This is a genomic window from Paenibacillus sp. JCM 9796 (genome assembly GCF_055379675.1).
Map to the genome: position 1 here is coordinate 1,855,649 of NZ_AP043723.1, position 15,569 is coordinate 1,871,217.

General features: G+C 46.7%; 14 protein-coding genes. 2 read left to right on the forward strand and 12 right to left on the reverse strand.

Annotated features, from left to right (window positions below):
* Positions 1-74: 74 nt before the first annotated feature.
* The gene (locus ACZ439_RS08985) at positions 75-446 is read left to right on the forward strand and encodes a CidA/LrgA family protein (RefSeq protein ID WP_464620906.1); all 372 of its coding nucleotides are present in this window, start codon (positions 75-77) and stop codon (positions 444-446) included.
* Positions 446-1,123, forward strand: coding sequence for an LrgB family protein (locus tag ACZ439_RS08990; RefSeq protein ID WP_054797802.1), 678 nt, complete (start codon positions 446-448; stop codon positions 1,121-1,123). The genes ACZ439_RS08985 and ACZ439_RS08990 overlap by 1 nt, the downstream gene beginning before the upstream one ends.
* 234 nt (positions 1,124-1,357) lie before the next feature.
* On the opposite strand, the gene ACZ439_RS08995 is transcribed toward ACZ439_RS08990, so the two are convergent.
* From ACZ439_RS08995 to ACZ439_RS09050, 12 genes are all read right to left on the reverse strand, one after another.
* Positions 1,358-1,822 (reverse strand): RidA family protein, encoded by a 465-nt coding sequence (locus tag ACZ439_RS08995; protein ID WP_054797803.1) that lies wholly within the window; start codon positions 1,820-1,822, stop codon positions 1,358-1,360.
* Positions 1,823-1,859: 37 nt separating this feature from the next.
* Positions 1,860-2,915 (reverse strand): aldo/keto reductase, encoded by a 1,056-nt coding sequence (locus ACZ439_RS09000; RefSeq protein ID WP_141335910.1) that lies wholly within the window; start codon positions 2,913-2,915, stop codon positions 1,860-1,862.
* Between the two features lie 23 nt (positions 2,916-2,938).
* Positions 2,939-4,564: an N-acyl-D-amino-acid deacylase family protein gene (locus ACZ439_RS09005; protein ID WP_181410194.1), complete on the reverse strand. Its 1,626-nt coding sequence runs from the start codon at positions 4,562-4,564 to the stop codon at positions 2,939-2,941.
* Positions 4,565-4,594: 30 nt separating this feature from the next.
* On the reverse strand, positions 4,595-5,680 hold the full coding sequence (locus tag ACZ439_RS09010) for an alanine racemase (protein WP_464620907.1): 1,086 nt from the start codon (positions 5,678-5,680) through the stop codon (positions 4,595-4,597).
* Positions 5,681-5,744: 64 nt separating this feature from the next.
* Positions 5,745-7,328: an ABC transporter substrate-binding protein gene (locus tag ACZ439_RS09015; RefSeq protein WP_155614412.1), complete on the reverse strand. Its 1,584-nt coding sequence runs from the start codon at positions 7,326-7,328 to the stop codon at positions 5,745-5,747.
* Between the two features lie 123 nt (positions 7,329-7,451).
* Positions 7,452-8,405, reverse strand: a complete 954-nt coding sequence (locus tag ACZ439_RS09020) for an ABC transporter ATP-binding protein (protein ID WP_141335914.1) — start codon at positions 8,403-8,405, stop codon at positions 7,452-7,454.
* A 2-nt stretch (positions 8,406-8,407) separates the two neighbouring features.
* Positions 8,408-9,385, reverse strand: a complete 978-nt coding sequence (locus ACZ439_RS09025) for an ABC transporter ATP-binding protein (protein ID WP_054797829.1) — start codon at positions 9,383-9,385, stop codon at positions 8,408-8,410.
* Between the two features lie 20 nt (positions 9,386-9,405).
* Complete coding sequence (locus ACZ439_RS09030; protein ID WP_464620908.1) at positions 9,406-10,350, reverse strand: ABC transporter permease; 945 nt, start codon at positions 10,348-10,350, stop codon at positions 9,406-9,408.
* 17 nt (positions 10,351-10,367) lie between these two features.
* Positions 10,368-11,600: a threonine synthase gene (gene thrC / locus ACZ439_RS09035; RefSeq protein WP_054797815.1), complete on the reverse strand. Its 1,233-nt coding sequence runs from the start codon at positions 11,598-11,600 to the stop codon at positions 10,368-10,370.
* Between the two features lie 24 nt (positions 11,601-11,624).
* Positions 11,625-12,539 (reverse strand): ABC transporter permease, encoded by a 915-nt coding sequence (locus ACZ439_RS09040; protein ID WP_201319335.1) that lies wholly within the window; start codon positions 12,537-12,539, stop codon positions 11,625-11,627.
* A 15-nt stretch (positions 12,540-12,554) separates the two neighbouring features.
* Entirely contained in the window at positions 12,555-13,877 is a 1,323-nt protein-coding gene (locus ACZ439_RS09045) for a helix-turn-helix domain-containing protein (protein WP_054797816.1), read from the reverse strand.
* Positions 13,878-13,958: 81 nt separating this feature from the next.
* A complete protein-coding gene (locus ACZ439_RS09050; RefSeq protein ID WP_464620909.1) occupies positions 13,959-15,569 on the reverse strand; it encodes an N-acyl-D-amino-acid deacylase family protein in 1,611 nt (536 codons plus the stop codon).

The window sequence follows — 15,569 nt, forward strand, 5'->3', positions numbered from 1 at the left end:
TCTATATATTCATTTTACATATGGAACTCCTTTTTGTATACTCGCTGTAATCAGTGGCGGAAGGGGTGCGATCCATGAAGTCATGGTTGATCACAGGCGTGCAGGTGTTGTTTTTTGTTGTAATTGCCCAAATAGCGGACGTCATCGTCCAATGGCTTGGTATCCCGGTGCCGGGCAGTATCGTGGGGATTGGAATGTTGTTCGCGCTTCTGAAGTGTAAGATCATTCGCCTGGAGTGGATCGAATTGGGCTCCCAATGGCTGCTTGCCGAAATGTTGCTGTTTTTTATTCCCGCCTTCGTAGGCATCATCGATTACAAAAGCTTGCTGGCGGATCACGGTATCGCCATCGTCGTCATCATCGCCATTAGCCTGCTTGCCGTCATGATTTGCAGCGGTTTCATCGGCCAGCAGCTGTCCGCCCGGAAAGAAAGACAGGTCGAGTGATGGAAGCGATCTTATGGCTGGGTTGTACTGTTGCGATTTATTGGGTGTCCAGACGAATTTATGGCCTGTATCCTAAGCTGTATTTAACTCCGCTGCTCGTTACGCCGATTGCCGTCATTGCGCTCGTCGAAATCGCCGGCGTGTCTTTCGAAAGCTACAACAAAGGAGGCGAATGGCTCACAGGCATGATGGAACCCGCTACCATCGCGCTCTCCGTCCTCTTATACAAGCATCTCGACGTGCTTCGAAACCATGCTTATGTCATCGCCGCAAGCGTAAGCTGCGGTTCCCTCGCCGCCATCGTCACATCGGCCGGTCTCGCCCACCTGTTCGGCTTACGTGCGGAGCTCGTCTCCAGCCTCGCCCCGCGTTCCGCAACGACACCCGTCGCCCTTGCCGTCTCCCACATGACCGGCGGCATTACGTCCGTCACCGCGCTTGCTACGTTGATTACCGGATTGCTCGGCATCCTCGTCGGTCCGCTGATCATCAAGTGGTTCCACTTTCAAAGTCCCGTCTCGCGCGGCGTCCTCCTGGGAACCAGCGCTCACTCGGCCGGCATACGCCAAGCGTTGGAATATAGTCCCGTCTCCGGCTCCATTGCGATGGTTTCGATGATGCTGGCCTCGTTCATCACGCTGTGCGGCACGCCATGGATCGTTTGGTTGTTCCGGTAAAGTTGTTGGGCGGACAACGCCGCCGATGGGTGCGCCCGTGCGACCACACCAAAAACCTCCAGCATTCCGCTTGGAAGCATAAGAACCCGAACGATTGAAAACTCAATCGTTCGGGTTCTTTGCTTGCGGTAGACTATAACAGTTTCAATCCAATATCCTTTGTTAAACCCATTTCCGATAACATCTGCTGTAGTCGGATAAAACCTTTGTTTTACTGGTTTTTTTGTCCCTTTTTTACGACTTAAGCTGAACAATCATTTCAATCTCAACCGGCGTATTAAAAGGCAGTTCCGGAGCGCCTATCGCGGATCTTGCATGCTTGCCGGCATCCCCAAAAATTTCTTCAAGTAAGGAGGAGGCGCCATTAATGACATAAGGCTGTTCCACAAAACCCGGTGCGCTATTGACAAACCCCAACAATTTCACGATTCGCTCCACGCGATCCAAATCCCCAATATGATTCTTAAGAACGGCTAAGAGATTGATCATTGTCTGGCGGGCAGCTTGTTGCCCCTGCTCAACCGACAGATCGCTGCCCACTTTACCCATATATATCAGTTTACCATCTTTACGGCAATCATTGCCCGATGTATAAACCAAGTTGTTAACCGTCACAGCCGGTATATAAATGGCTGCCGGTGCCGCCGGTTCAGGCAATTCAATATTTAGGCTTTTTAAACGATCTTCTATGTTTCCCATGTTTTTTTCCTCCTACTGATTTCTTGGATCGTATAAATTATCGAATACGACGGTTGCCGCTGTTCTCAAAATAATCGGGATTATCACCCAATTTATGCAACAACGGAGCTGTAATTACATTTAGCTGATCGCGAACTACAGGCGACAAAAGATACGAAGCCGCTTCCAAGTTTGATTTTAACTGCCGCACGTCGCGGCATCCGCAAATTGTCGTCGCGACTTTCGGATTCGATAACGCCCACGCCAAAGACAATGTGCTGACGGATACGCCTAGATCGTTCGCAAGCTCTTGAATATGATTCAGCGCTTGCTGCAATTCGATTTCCGCGCCTTCTTCGCCATGGCGGCAGCCTTGATCTCGGCTATAATGAAAATGTCTGGATCGTGCCCGCCCTTGCGGAATGTCGTTAAGCGAACGATATTTTCCGGATAAAATGCCCTGATGCAAACCCATATAACCAATGACACCGATTCGATGGTCAGCGCAGTACGGAAGAATCTCGGTCTCGACTGCTCTGCAGATCAGATTGTAAATTAACTGGTTCGCAACAACTTGTACACCGGTTTTCCTGACTTCTTCCATCTGTTCTATTCCATGATTGCTGATGCCGATGTAACGAACCTTGCCTTCTTGCTGCAGTTCCTTTAACGTATGGAATACTTCTTCTACTGTCGGCGGATCGGCTATCAGACTTTCATCATTGCTAAAATGTAAGATCGATTGGGCGTTGATCGGCCAGTGAAGCATATACAAATCGATATAATCGGTTTGCATGCGCCGCAAACTTGCTTCGCAATGTTCCCTTAACGTCTTGGATTTCGTATTCGAAGGTTTGATTTTAGTGCCGATAATAGCCTTATGCCGTCTTCCCTTTAACGCCAATCCGAGGGATCTTTCACTCTCACCATCATTGTACATCTCCGCCGTATCAAAATAATTAATTCCGTTATCCAGCGCCATGCTGACCACTTCAACCACATCTTTTTGACTCTGGTCTCCCCAATAGCTGTTGCTATCTCCACCGAACTGCCAGCAGCCCATCCCCAAAATACCAACTCGCAGTTCGGAACTCCCAAGCATTCTGGTTTCCATTTTTGTTCACGTCCTGTACACAGTCAAATTTTATATCTGTCATTTGAGAGTGATCTTCGTAATGGCTTACCTGGATAAATTCCCGTAAAGATACCGTTCTCCAGAACGATTTCCCCGTTCACCAAGACCGCTTCGATTCCACTTGGATTGACCGCGGGTTCGGCATACGTCGAATGATCATCAATCGTATTTTTATTGAAAAGGGTTATATCCGCGACCATCCCCGGCCGGATCAATCCGCGATCGAATAAACCCAATCGATTCGACGGGAGATAGGTCATTTTATAAATCGCCCGTTCCAAATGCAAGGTGTTTTTTTCTCTTACATATTTGCCAAGGACCTGAGGGAACGTGCCGTACAGTCTGCGATGCGCCTTCTTCCCTTTTTGCGGAATGCCGTCGGATCCGAACATTTGCAGTTCATGCTGCATGACGGTTTCCATTTCATCCAGATCTTGCTGAAACATGATGAGAATGATGCGGCCCTCCTCTTCAACCAGCAAGTCCAAAAACAAATCCAAAGGCGGGATGTGCCGTTTTTCAGCAATTTCCTTGATGCTGCTGCCTTCCAATGATTTGTTCTTGTCTGATTCCACGGTGCAAATCATCATATTTTCCCATCCGATCAAGTTGCTCATGCTCTCCCAAGCATTATTCGGAATACCGTTGATCAGGTTGTCTTTGATTTTCGCACGAGTTTCTTCATTTCGCAGCCGCTCCAGCATTTTTCCGTGTCCACCTTCGAGCGCCCAAGGAGGAAGGATTGTCGTCGCTGTCGTACTGCCTGCATGGTAGGGATATTGATCAAATGTAATGTCGATGCCCTCCATTTTAGCCTTTTCAATTAAATGCAGTGCTTTTCGAGCCTTACCGAAATTAGAATTTCCTACCGCTTTCAAATGCGAGATTTCCAAAGGCACGCGCGCTTCACGCGCAATTGTGATCATTTCTTCGATCGATTCCAATAAATAGCTCGCTTCATTCCGCATATGGGAAGCAATAAATCCGCCTTCTTCGGCTACAACCTTACTTAATTCGATCAATTCCTCCGTATCGGCGAATAAACCCGGGGCATAAATTAATCCCATCGACATGCCGACAGCTCCACTGCGCAAAGCGTCTCTGAGCAAACCTTTCATTTTTTCCATCTCGGCAGACGTAGGTTTACGATTATCATATCCCATGACCGCAACCCTTATAACCCCATGTGCAACAAGAGAAGCAACATTGATGGCGCTTCCAACCTTTTGGAATTCCGCGAAAAAATCATCTAACCCCGAATAGCCCAGCTCCCCTTTTTCCGGTGCTCCGAACAGTCCTGCTGCGTATTTATTAAAATAATGACGGGTTTCCGGCAGCACAGGGTAAAGCCCGAAGCCGCAATTTCCGATAACTGTCGTCGTTACCCCTTGCCGAATCTTCACGTCCATATATGGGTTTTCTAAAACATGCAGATCGTCATGTGTGTGGATATCGATAAAACCGGGGGCAACAACAAGCTGATCCGCTTGAATCACCCGCTTCGCTTGAACGCTTTTTAATATACCGATGGATCGGATCAATCCGTCTTTGATAGCAACATCCGCGTGATAACCTGGAGCCCCGCTGCCGTCAACAACCAGCCCGCCCTGAATCAAAATGTCGTACATCATATTTCCTCCATGTATCTTTCTATCTTTTTAAATGATTTTCCCGCGGGCCTCCACTTTCCATTCGTCGATGACTTCATCGTTCCGGACTACAAATACCCGGTCCATGAGGTTAACTACCGGACACACGTGATTGGGGATGATCTCCACCCGCTGGCCGATCTGTAAATCTTCTGTATGATGAACCTTCACCATCCCATGTTCCTCGCTCAGACGCTCAATCACCGCCGATGGAGCTTGTTTGATGTATCCATACCCTGGAGAGGTGGATATGTCCGACGTTAATGATTTGCTGCCCGTGTCGAGAATCAATCGTTCCGCTGCCGGACGACTGACAACGGTAGCCAAAATAGAAAACGCACATTCCGCCATCGGCGTAGCGAGCTGCATCTCACGAACGTCGTTAAACACGTAAGTCCCGGGTCTCCACTCCGTCACACCTTCGACAGCTACACCGGCTCGGCATGCAGGTGTTGTGCCCGTGCTGACTTCTTCAATGTTGAAACCATGTTGACGAAGCATGTCGGCGATCCCTACCATCATCAGGCCCGCCGCTGTTGCCGTTCTAACGATTTGTTCCGTGTCTTTCGCTAAATTAACGTGTCCTTCGTGAGTCATAATGCCTTTAAGCCGCACATGATCAAAAAGCGAGATGCTCTGAGCCAGCTCCAATGCCTCTCGTTCGGAAGCAACCCCATCCCGATTGTCTCCGGTATTGATAATCATATACAGCGGTATCACTACACCGCGCTTTTTAGCGGCTTCATGCAGTCTTTCCGCTCCGTAAACGCTGTCGAAGGCTACCGATACGGAACAATCACGCGAAAGATTCAAAATCCGTTCCACCTGAGCTTCTCCGACAGTCGGAAAGGCAAGCAAAATATCCTTCGCACCGTACTGTGCCATGACTTCAGCTTCACTGATTTTGGCACATGTAATACCAGCCGCTCCGGCTTCCAATTGCATTTTGGCGATAGCCGGAATCTTATGCGTTTTAATATGCGGACGAAGCTTCTTGCCTGCTTGCTTTGCAATCTGCGCCATCAATTGTATGTTTTTTTCCACTATATCTAGGTTGACAATTGCGGCAGGGGTGGATAGCTGATGTAAATACATGTGATCCTCCTTGTATGTCTGGAGGGGAGCAGAGCTCCCCAACGACAGGATGCCAATAGAACCTTTATTCCTTCCAAACGTTCCAATAGAATGGGAATGCGGTGCCTTCCAGGCCTTTTACCTCTTTGGTCTTTACACTCAATACGAAGAAATCGCCGACCTTGAGCAACGGAACTTCTTCCCAGAAGTAGGCTTGCAGAGCGTCCAAATGCTTTTTACGCTCTTTTGGATCCATCTCTGAGTTCAATTTTTTCACCATTTCATCTTTCTTAGGGTCTACCCAGAATCCAGGCCAACTGCTTTCCCAAATCGGCCAAATTCCCGGGTCCGGAGTGAATGTTGTCGCACCCATAAAAATTTCATATTCCTCAGGCTTCATTCGTTTGGAAACGATCGTTGCATAGTCTACTACCTGCAATTCAATATTAAAGCCGATTTTCTTCAACTGTTCCGTTGCAACCAGCGAGTTTTTATACATAAAGTCATATTCTTTCGTCGTCAGCCACCGCAGCTTCTCGCCTTTATAGCCGGCTTCTTCCATCAGTTTTTTGGCCTTTTCCAGATTGGCTTGATTATAATTTTCCTTCCCAGCCTCAGACCACCACTCCTTCTGTTCCTTGAACATTATACTTGGGTCCAAACGATAAAATTCTTCGGAGGCAAAAGCGGCCTGCATCATCGGTTTCATATCCAAGGCCAGTGAAAATGCTTGGCGCAATCTCTTATCCGTGAACGGTCCTGACTTTTTGTTAAACACAATTTGCGTAAACCAATAGGGCTTGGTGATCAACGCATCTACTTGATTGTTTGCTTGAATCTGCTTGTACATGTCGGAGTTCACTTGCTCGGCAAAGTCGAATTGCCCCGTCTGTACGCCATCCAAACGCACCGAAGTTTCCGGAGTCGGGATAAACAAAATTTCATCCAAATAAGCTTTGCGGCTGCCACCCATACCTTTGGCCGGTCCTTCAAGCGGTTTATAGTCTTCAAAACGGGCTAGCTTGATATATTGATCCGGCTTGTGCTCAACAAAACGGTAAGGTCCTGTGCCGATATATTGTTTAATCTCACCGTCTCCGGCAGCTTCAACAATTTCCTTAGGAAAAATCGCGGACTGCTGATTCGGGAACGCGAGCAGAATCGGTACGATAGGCGATGGACTCTTTAAAACAATATCAATCGTAAGATCGTCAACCTTTTTTAACTCTTGCAAATTCTGAAACAGAATTTTTCCGTAGTTTGCTTTCTTCCCCCAACGATTTAGAGAAGCGACGACATCATCCGCGGACAGTTGTTTGCCGTTGTGAAATTTAATCCCTTCACGTAAATGGATGGTGTACGTATTCTTAGCTTCATCAAAAACATAATCCTTGGCCAGCATTGGAGTAGCATTGTAATTTTCATCAATAGTAAATAGTCCTTCATAAATATGCCAACCGATCTCTTGCGCGGAATAAGCTGTCGTTTGAGTCGGATCAAGCGTTGGCGGTTCCCCGGTAGTTGCGACCTTTAACGTGCCGCCCATCTTAGGCTCACCTGCTGCATTCGTTCCAGGGCCGGACGACGGTTTTTCTTGACAAGCGGACAACAAGACTGAAAGCATAAGAATTAGAGACAAAAAAATCTTGAATCTTTTTTTACTTTCCACTTTGATCGCCCCTTATTTTATATTGAGTACAGACTGAGTCTGATGACTCTGAATTTAAAGTACAAGAAGAGAGCAGCAGTTATAGCCATATCCATAAATGTCCTAAAATAACGAGTTTTCGATTTAATTGTACAGATGACAAGAAACCAATTGATCGCCTATCTGCTTGGCCGCAGGTTTTTCGATTTTGCAAATATCCATGCAGCTAGGACACCGCGGATGAAACGAACAACCGCTGGGCGGATTGGCCGGATTAGGAACGTCTCCGCTTAAAATAATTCGCTCCCGGTCCCTCTGATCAACCGACGGAATGGAAGACAATAACGCCTGCGTATAGGGATGAAGCGGATTTTCGTATAACGTTTCTTTTGGACCGATTTCCACAATTTCTCCAAGATACATCACCCCGACACGGTGACAGATATACTTCACGACACTTAAATCATGGGAGATGAATAAATACGACAACCCGTATTTTTCCTGCAAATCGATCATCAGATTCAATACCTGAGCTTGTACGGATACGTCTAATGCGGAAACCGGTTCATCGGCAACTATTAATTTGGGATTTAAAGCAAGTGCCCTTGCAATTCCGATGCGCTGCCTCTGTCCGCCTGAGAATTCATGCGGAAACCTCGTTCGATAAGCAGGGCGAAGCCCTACCTCTTCCATCAACGAAATAACACGTTTGTTACGTTCTTCCGTCGTATATAAACCTTGTAATTTATACGGTTCCGTCAATATTTTCTCAATCGTCATCCGAGGGTTTAGCGAAGCGTACGGATCTTGGAAGATCATCTGCATTTCTCTACGCATCGTCCGCAGCTCTTTTTCCTTCGCCATCGTTACATCCTTTTCGCCAAACGTGATAGACCCGCTTGACGGTTCGATCAATCGGATCGCCAACCTGCCCGTTGTCGACTTTCCGCATCCGCTTTCGCCTACCAATCCGAATGTCTCGCCTTTGTTAATCGTGAAAGAGACATCGCGAACGGCCTGTACCTTCTTCTTCTTAATGCCAGCCCCTACTGTAAACACCTTTTTTAGATTTTTTACCTCAAGCAGCGCTGAAGTCATCCTTATCCCTCATTTCCAGTGGCATTCCAGCATTTTGCGGCATGATCATCAGTAACATGCACCATTAAAGGTTCATTTGCGCATTTTTCCGTTGCCGAACCGCATCTAGGCATAAAACGACACCCTGACGGCATTTTACCAAACTGTGGAACGGTCCCTGGTATTGTATCCAATCGTCTGCGCGTTTCCTTCAGCCTAGGTATGGACTTAAGTAGCCCGATTGTATAGGGATGCTGCGGATTGTTCAGAATTTCTTTCACCTTTCCGCTTTCCACGATTTGACCGGCATACATGACAATCACCCGATCGCACATTTCGGCGACGACACCCAAATCATGTGTAATGAACAGCATGGATGTTTTCGATTCAAGATTAATTTTCTTTAACAATGCCAAAATTTGTGCTTGAATCGTTACATCCAACGCGGTTGTCGGCTCGTCTGCAATCAGCAGCTTCGGATTGCAGGATAATGCCATCGCAATCATTACCCGTTGACGCATCCCCCCTGACAATTGATGCGGATATTCATTCATAATATTACGCGAACGATGAATACCGACGCTTTCCAGAATGGAAAGCACATGATCATTCGCTTCTTTATGGGTCATTTTCAAATGAAGTTTAACGGATTCAGTCAATTGATCACCGATGGTAAACACCGGATTAAGCGATGTCATGGGTTCTTGGAAAATCATAGCGATTTCTTTACCCCGTATGGCACGTATTTGTTGTTTATTCAGTCCTGTCAATTCAATATCGCGGAATTTGATCGATCCAGCTGTGACTCTCGTAGATTCATTTGGCAAAAGCCCCATAATAGACAAGGAAGTAATGCTTTTTCCACATCCCGACTCCCCGACTAAACCGACAATCTCACCCTCCTGAATCTCGAAAGAGACGTCGGCAAGGGCTTGAACTTGACTTTTGGGCGTTATAAACGAAAGCTCCAAATGGTTGATTTGCAGCAAGGGTCGTGTCATTTCCATTTCCGCCTCCCATTTCACCGATACTTGATTCGCGGATCAACCCACGTATATATGATGTCCACGATCATATTGATGAGTATAAACACTACAGAAATAAACAAAACAATGCCTTGAATAAGCGGGTAATCCCGCCTGGACACGGCGCTGATCATCATTCTGCCGATGCCCGGTAAACTAAACACCGTCTCGATGGCGATTGCTCCACCCATTAATACTGCGACAGTAATTCCAATTACCGTTAAAATCGGGATGAATGCATTGCGCAAAATATGCTTAAATACGATCACCCCATTCGACAATCCTTTGGCCTCTGCAGTTCGAACGAAATCCTCATGAATGACGTCAAGCATGCTGGTTCTTGTAATCCTGGCGATAAACGCCGCCTGCACGAAGCCAAGGGACACAGCCGGTAAAGTCAATGAACGAATACATTCGAAGAATCCTTCTGATAAAGGAACATAGCCTGTAACCGGGAACCACTGTAAGTTGACGGCAAATACCAGAATCAGCATCAGGCCAAACCAAAACTCCGGCATGGACACGCCTATCATCGCTCCGGTCATCGCGATCTGGTCAATCGACTTATTACGGTAAATGGCCGAAATGATGCCGGAAAGCAAACCGATCACGATTGCAATGATCAAAGCGTAAATCGTCAGTACAAGGGTCGTTTCTATATGATCCAAAATAACCGTCAACACAGGTTTTTTTAGAAAGATGGAGTCACCGAGATCGAGTGTAACCAGTTGTTTCAGAAAGGCAAATAGTTGGATCAGCAGCGGTTCATTTAAACCCATTTTCTCTCGCAACTGTTCAACCTGTTCGACAGTTGCATCCGCTCCCAGCATAATGGATGCAGGATCCCCGGGCGCCAAACGAAGCATAAAGAAAATAAGCAGCAAGGGAACGAACAATGTCGGCAGCAACGAAAGAAAGCGTTTGATAATATAGGACATCATGCGGCTCGGCACTCCTTTCACTCAGGGCTCAAACATAATAATTGACGAATTGACTCCGTATCATCCGGACTTTTGAGCTGATGAACAACAGGTGACATTTCCCGGTACACCTTGAAATCTTTATATCCGTGGCCGGTGACCATACATACTACTTTACTGTCCTGCGAAATGCGATGGTTTTGCTGCATTTTGATGAATCCTGCAAGGGAACAGGCTCCGGTCGGTTCGGCAAGCACGCCTTCCGATTGGGCCAATATTCTCATTGCATTCCGGATTTCATGATCCGTAACGGAAACCGCTCCCCCACCGGATTCTCTTATCAGCCTTAGCGTATAAGTGCCGTCCTTCTCATAACCGATCAGCGGATCAGAGATCCCGGATGCGATTGTTGCCGGTTGATCCCAAGCTGTCACCTCCATGTCGCCCGAATAAAACGCTTTCACGATTGGGGAGCAGCCAGCCGCTTGTACGGCGATGATCTTCGGAATCCCTTTGCGCGCATCACCCGATTCGCGCAAAGCTTCTTGGAAGCCTTGATAAACCCCTTTCACTAAAGGGCCGGAACCCACTGGAACAAACACGTAATCAGGAATTTCTCCTCCCGTCTGTTCATACAGCTCATAACCAACCGTTTTTAGCCCATCCGTTCCGTACGGATTCAAATAAGTTGTCGTCACATTGACATAATTAAACTCCTTAGCCAACCGTTCAGCAAAACGATACGAATGACTGTAGTGTCCATCAATAAGCACAACCGTTGCGCCATACCCGGAAATTTGGGTTAATTTCTCAATGGGCGTATGACTCGGAGCGACGATAATCGCTTTTAAACCAACTTTTGCGGCATATGCGGCTGCAGAAGCTCCGGCGTTCCCGCTTGAGGCGCAGATGATTCCGTTGCAACCTAATTCTTGTGCCCGACTGATCGCAACACTGACCAACCGATCCTTAAATGATCCCGTCGGATTGGTTGTTTCATCCTTTATATACACAATGCCTCTAAAGCCTGATAGCGACTGCTCCATGCGCAAGGCACGATGCATCGGAGTCATTCCTTCATACAGCGAAACGATATGATCCGGACTGCGGACCGGCAATTTCTTGCTATAGCGCCACATGCTTGTCTGTAAAGCACCATCTGTTTCCACGCCATTGGGATGGATAACCTCGAGAATCCCTCCACAATCATCGCATTCGTATAACATTTCCGGCGGCAAGACTTTTCCGCATTCGACGCATCGTAAATTCACCTCTTCTCACCTCCAACACCGTTGTTATACCTTCCGCAGCTTTGGATCCAGCATATCCCTCAAACCGTCGCCGAACATATTCAAACCTAACACCGTTAACATAATGGCCGCTCCCGGGAATACGGCGATCCACCAAGCCTGCACGATATAAACTCGCGAATCGCTGAGAATATTTCCCCAACTGGGCGTTGTCGGAGGAACACCCACTCCAAGAAAGCTTAGAGCAGCCTCACCCAACACCGCATAGGAAAAAATAAATGTAGCTTGAATAATGATAGAAGACAGGCAGTTGGGTAAAATATGAGTGAATAATATATATATTTTACTTGCTCCAAGCGCCCGCTCCGCCTCGATAAACGGATATTCCCTAACGACGAGAACCGAACCGCGCACGACCCGCGCTACTCGCGGCATATAAACGATGCTTAATGCGATGATCACGGTCGTTAAACTTCCGCCCAGCACTCCCATCATGGCAATGGCGAGCACCAGGCCGGGAAACGACATCAATCCATCCATGATTCGCATCAATACATGATCGAGCGTTTTATAAAAGCCAGAAAACAATCCGATTAGCGATCCTGCCCCGACTGCCAGCAACATGACGGTCGCTCCAATAATCAATGATGTTTTACCGCCATGAATGACCCTGCTGTACACATCGCGACCGAAGTCGTCTGTGCCGAAAATATGCTGCATGCTGGGTGACATTAAACGTTCTTCCACTTTGACTCCATTAGGGTCATAACTCGTCAAAAGTGAAGAAAATACAGCCAAACAAATGACAAATACAACAAGCCCCAAACCGATCAAAACCGTTTTTCTTCGGAATAAATGATATATCATCCCAAATTTGTCTCTCTGATATTCAAACGAATCGTCGTCAGCTGTAAAATTGGGTTTATTAGGATGTTTCTCCAAGGCAGGTACATTTGCCATTACACTCACCACCTTTTAATCTATCCGTTCTTCCGTTACATCCAGTGATGCAAAATTAATCCGGTAAATCCTTCGTGGTCTGCCTTGACCCGAGCTGATTTCCTCTCCGATCGGTTCTGCGAATCCTTCCTTATGGAGATGAGTCAAGATCCGTCTTGCGCTTCGTTGGGAAAGTCCCAGTTCGTTGGAAAGCTCTTCGGCAGTAAAATGATAGCGGCGTTCATTTTTAAACAAGTGGAATAGCTTCGCCATGGTCGGAACATTAATTCCGCTTTCTTTGGCCATCGTCTGTAGCTGTGTGCTTATCGTTCTCACAATAATTCTGCTGGTGTGCCCCCCTAATGGTCCAAGAAGTTCTTGATTGTCCAGAATGATGAATGCATGACCGTCTCCGGATTTTTCCGCCTTTAATAAAGCTTTTCTTGCACCTTCTTCAGCAATAGAAGAAGTATTGCCCGTGCCAATTCCGATACTCAGCACAATGTTTAAATCTTTAAGTGCCGTTAGATCCGGGACCTCTTTGAAGCCGTTCGTCACTTGTTTCAAAACACCGTAAGTGGTATAGAACAAATACAATCCTTCATTTAATTCCGTCAGCCCCGCCTTAAGCTTCTCCGCATAGTTCAGCAAATGCTGATGAATCTCAATTTGATATCTGCGAGAATGAATGATCGATTCCTTTACCAGGGTAGGGGACTTGACTTTGATTAGCCCAATTGCAATTTGTGAGCCTTGATACTTCGAGCGTTCGTATGCGGCATTCAATTGATTTATAGCGTTGATGATTGATGTTTTCGTTGCAATCATGTTATAACACGGTATTTGCTTGCTCACCAAATGATCATATACGATCGAACGGCAGGTCAAAGCGAATGCCGTTGTTCCGTTGTTATAAAGTTCCATATGGAACGTCGTATAATCATCACTCACTTTCAGTTCAGTCAGAGGTTTAATTTTAAGCCGCTCAAACGGAAGCTGCAATTCTTCGCATACATTACGAAGAGTGCTTTCAGGAATCGTATCGATACTGACTCTTTCCAAATCAACTCCCATTTTCTGCAGTTCAAACAACGCTTTCATGAGCGATACTTCATCATGGGATACAAAATCTGCCGGAACCATGATGGCCGCAGCCTTATTGGCCAGATAATAAGGTACAGGTCCACCATAAAGAATCACATCTACCTGATGATTAAGTTCAAGTGTCAGTTCGACGGATTGGCTTTCGTGAACATACCATCTAAGGTAAAACTCCAAATCCAGCGATGCTACCTCGTTTACAGCCTTTAAAATCTTTCCTTTAAAATTTTCGTGCGAAATAATGCCCATCTTTAACATCTTCACTATCTCCCCTGTTATACAAATCGGTCGGTTAAGCGCACCTCCTCTCAAACCCAAAGTCCGCATTCGATGAACGACTCAACAACACTTATACTGCAACGGAACAAATACACCGGGCCGTTCCGCAGTCTTATGGTTGTGACGGGCGACAAGCCGACCATTAACCATCACGTACTTAATCCCATCGGGGTACTGTCTCGGTTTCTCAAACGTCGCGCGATCCCTGATTTCCTGTTCGTTGAAAACCACCAGATCAGCAAAATAACCTTCCTGCACAATCCCTCGCCGTTTAAACCCAAACCTTTGCGCTGAGAAGGATGTCATTTTCCGGATGGCCTGTTGAAGCGGCATCACTTTCTCATCACGCACATACTTACTGAGCAATCTGGGAAAAGTACCAAAATGGCGGGGATGAATTTTTTCCGAAGACAGCGGCAGCCCATCCGAACCAATCATGGAATAATCCGAACGGAGAACCGCTTTTACATCTTCTTCTGACATTTGATGTAAAATCATTGTAACGCAGCCTTGCTCCTCCAGTAACAAATCCATTAAACATTCAACCGGCTCCTGTTTGCGATGTTCGGCAATTTCCAAAAAATTCATGCCTTCAATCGCTTTATTGGTATTGGCCTCTCCGTTTACGGCCGAGACGACCACTCGATCCCAACCGAGCATCTCCACAAAATTATCCCAGCCTTTAACGCTCCTACCCATGTCATTTTTGATTTTGGCCCGCTGTTTCGGGTTGGATAGCCGCATGAGAGCTTTCTCCACTCCACCTTCGGAAACCCAGGACGGAAGGACCGACATCAACGTGCTGCTGCCTGCGGTATACGTGTAAATATCGCAAGTTACATCAAGTCCTTGAGCCTTTTTAGATTCGATCCATTCAAGCGCATGATGAATTTTCCCCCAATTGTTGACTCCGATGAGCTTCAAATGACTGATATGAAGCGGAATTTCCGCCGCTTCGGCAATATCGAAAACTTCGTTCATGGACTCCAATAAGCTGTCTCCTTCTGCCCGCATGTGGCAGTTGAGAATACCTCCATATCGAGCAGCCACCTTTGACAAAGCAATGAGCTCCGCACGATCCGCATAACAACCAGGTGCATACAGCAAGCCTAAAGATAATCCGATTGCGCCCGCTTGCATGGCCTCTTCCACTAAAGCTTTCATCTCTTCGATCTCTTGGCTTGTCGCAGGGCGGCTTTCAAAACCCATTACTGCAATGCGAACCGCCCCATGAGCAACCTGCGATACCAAGTTCATCGAAGTTGACCGCTCAGATAAAACGCTTACATATTCCTTGAAGCTTTTCCAGCCCCATTCGGGGGAATAAGTCCCTAATACTGGTGAGATATATTGCAACAATTGTTTACGTGTAAGCTTATTTACAGGCGCACAACCAAAACCGCAATTTGCTAATACTTCTGAGGTAACACCTTGAAAAAGCTTTGGTTCATGATCAGGATTGGATATGACTGCAAGATCATCATGCGTATGAACATCTATAAAACCTGGACAAACGATCTGATGCTCTGCATCGATAACATGAAGCGACTCCCCTTCAAGATTTTTGGATACGCTTACAATTTTACCGTCTTTAACGCCAATCTCCCCTCTGAACCAAGGATTTCCGGTGCCGTCGACAATTCTGGCATTAATGAATTTGTAGTCATACAT

What these genes read in the sequence shown, in the direction of transcription:
- ACZ439_RS09020 (WP_141335914.1), bottom strand. Translation starts at nt 8,405, where the DNA reads ATGACTTCAGCGCTGCTTGAGGTAAAAAATCTAAAAAAGGTGTTTACA.
- ACZ439_RS08995 (WP_054797803.1), bottom strand. Translation starts at nt 1,822, where the DNA reads ATGGGAAACATAGAAGATCGTTTAAAAAGCCTAAATATTGAATTGCCT.
- ACZ439_RS08985 (WP_464620906.1), top strand. Translation starts at nt 75, where the DNA reads ATGAAGTCATGGTTGATCACAGGCGTGCAGGTGTTGTTTTTTGTTGTA.
- ACZ439_RS09045 (WP_054797816.1), bottom strand. Translation starts at nt 13,877, where the DNA reads ATGTTAAAGATGGGCATTATTTCGCACGAAAATTTTAAAGGAAAGATT.
- ACZ439_RS08990 (WP_054797802.1), top strand. Translation starts at nt 446, where the DNA reads ATGGAAGCGATCTTATGGCTGGGTTGTACTGTTGCGATTTATTGGGTG.
- ACZ439_RS09025 (WP_054797829.1), bottom strand. Translation starts at nt 9,385, where the DNA reads ATGACACGACCCTTGCTGCAAATCAACCATTTGGAGCTTTCGTTTATA.
- ACZ439_RS09010 (WP_464620907.1), bottom strand. Translation starts at nt 5,680, where the DNA reads ATGTATTTACATCAGCTATCCACCCCTGCCGCAATTGTCAACCTAGAT.
- ACZ439_RS09050 (WP_464620909.1), bottom strand. Translation starts at nt 15,569, where the DNA reads ATGTATGACTACAAATTCATTAATGCCAGAATTGTCGACGGCACCGGA.
- ACZ439_RS09040 (WP_201319335.1), bottom strand. Translation starts at nt 12,539, where the DNA reads ATGGCAAATGTACCTGCCTTGGAGAAACATCCTAATAAACCCAATTTT.
- ACZ439_RS09005 (WP_181410194.1), bottom strand. Translation starts at nt 4,564, where the DNA reads ATGTACGACATTTTGATTCAGGGCGGGCTGGTTGTTGACGGCAGCGGG.
- ACZ439_RS09000 (WP_141335910.1), bottom strand. Translation starts at nt 2,915, where the DNA reads ATGGAAACCAGAATGCTTGGGAGTTCCGAACTGCGAGTTGGTATTTTG.
- ACZ439_RS09030 (WP_464620908.1), bottom strand. Translation starts at nt 10,350, where the DNA reads ATGATGTCCTATATTATCAAACGCTTTCTTTCGTTGCTGCCGACATTG.